The 1,621-nt window shown below is 39.8% G+C and carries 2 protein-coding genes; both read left to right on the top strand.

Annotated features, from left to right (window positions below):
• Positions 1–818: NAD-dependent dihydropyrimidine dehydrogenase subunit PreA (gene preA / locus FJ218_11515; protein MBM4167529.1), on the top strand; the 818-nt coding region annotated here is incomplete at its 5' end.
• Between the two features lie 68 nt (positions 819–886).
• A complete protein-coding gene (locus FJ218_11510; protein ID MBM4167528.1) occupies positions 887–1,381 on the top strand; it encodes a hypothetical protein in 495 nt (164 codons plus the stop codon).
• The last annotated feature ends 240 nt before the right edge of the window (positions 1,382–1,621 follow it).

Raw genomic sequence — 1,621 nt, 5'->3', positions numbered from 1 at the left:
CGAACATTGGTGATATTCGTTTTCCCGCGCGTGCTGCAAAACGTGCAAAGGCAAACGGTGTTTCGCTTATCAATACCATCAATAGCATTATGGGCGTTGATATCAATTCGTTTGAATTAAAACCGAACATCGGTGGAAAAGGCGGACACGGTGGATTTGCCGGCTCAGCAGTAAAACCGATTGCGCTCAATATGATTTCACAAGTTGCAAACGATAAAGAAGTGCAGCTTCCGATTTCCGGTATCGGTGGAATTTCTACGTGGAAAGATGCAGTGGAATTTATGCTTCTCGGCTCAACGAGTGTTCAACTTTGCACTGCGGTAATGCATTATGGTTTTCGCATCATCAACGATTTGACGGAAGGACTTTCCAACTGGATGGAAGAAAAAGGTTTTACAAAATGCACGGACTTCATCGGTAAATCGCTTCATCGCATTGATGATTTCGGAAATTTCGATTTGCTGTTTCATTCCGTTGCGCGAATTGATGCGGCGAAATGTATTCATTGCAATTTGTGTTACGTTGCGTGCGAAGATACAGCGCATCAATGTATTGATTTGAAACCACTCAATGGCAATGGGCATAAGAAAGAGTTGAATACAGAATTTCCCATCTTTCAACCGGAAGTGCGGGAGAAAGATTGTGTTGGGTGTGCGTTGTGTTCACTCGTTTGTCCCGTTGAAGGATGTATTACGATGATTAAACTACCGCGACACAATTCAAAAACATGGAATCAACTCGTGAAAGAACTTCCGCAACCCATGACGTGGGAATCACTGCGAGAATTTCAGAAGAAGTATGGTATTGAAATTCACTAAAAGTTTAGACAACAGATTTCACAATAAACAACTAATAAATAACTAATCACAATTAACAAACAACTCCTATGCAAATGACAGAAAAAGATATGTTCTTACAAACGTGGGAGCGCGAATACCAGACAACAGTGAAAGTTCTAAAAGCTTATCCCATTGATAAACTCGATATGAAACCGGCGGAGAAATCAAAATCCGAGCGAGATTTAGCATTCGTATTTGTCGGCGAACAAGCCATCGTTGATATGGTAAAAATAGGCAAGATTGATTTCAGCGGAGGAATGCCTTCTGCACCAAACACGATGGCAGAAACTCTTGCCGCATACGAAATGCTTACAAAAGCAAATATGGAAAAAATAAAAGCGATGTCCGAAGAAGAATATAATTCAACAATGACGTGGCATGTTGGACCAAAACAACCGGCAGAAGTACGCAAAGCCGATGTTCTTTGGATTACGCTGATGGATATGGTTCATTATCGCGGACAATTTTCAGTGTATCTCAGAATTGCAGGCGGGAAAGTTCCGTCAATCTATGGTCCTTCTGCGGATGAACCTTGGATGTAATTTATTGATATGAGATGGGGATTTGAGATTTGAGTTATACCGATTTGAATTTCAAATTCCACTTTCGTTTTGTAAGAAACTTTTCATTTTTCACTTTTAACTTTTCATTGAACTAACTATGTCAACCTTAATCAAAAACGGTCGCATCATTACTGCGGAACAAGATTACACAGCAGATATTTTTATTGAGAAAGAAAATATTTCTACGATTGGAAATGATTTGAAAATTGTAGCCGATAA

This window comes from Ignavibacteria bacterium (genome assembly GCA_016873775.1).
Classification (GTDB): Bacteria; Bacteroidota; Ignavibacteria; order UBA10030; family F1-140-MAGs086; genus JAGXRH01.
This window is presented reverse-complemented; position numbering and strand designations above follow the sequence as displayed.

Bases quoted from the DNA above. Each gene is read 5' to 3' on its own strand.
- FJ218_11510 (MBM4167528.1), top strand. From the start codon at position 887: ATGCAAATGACAGAAAAAGATATGTTCTTACAAACGTGGGAGCGCGAA.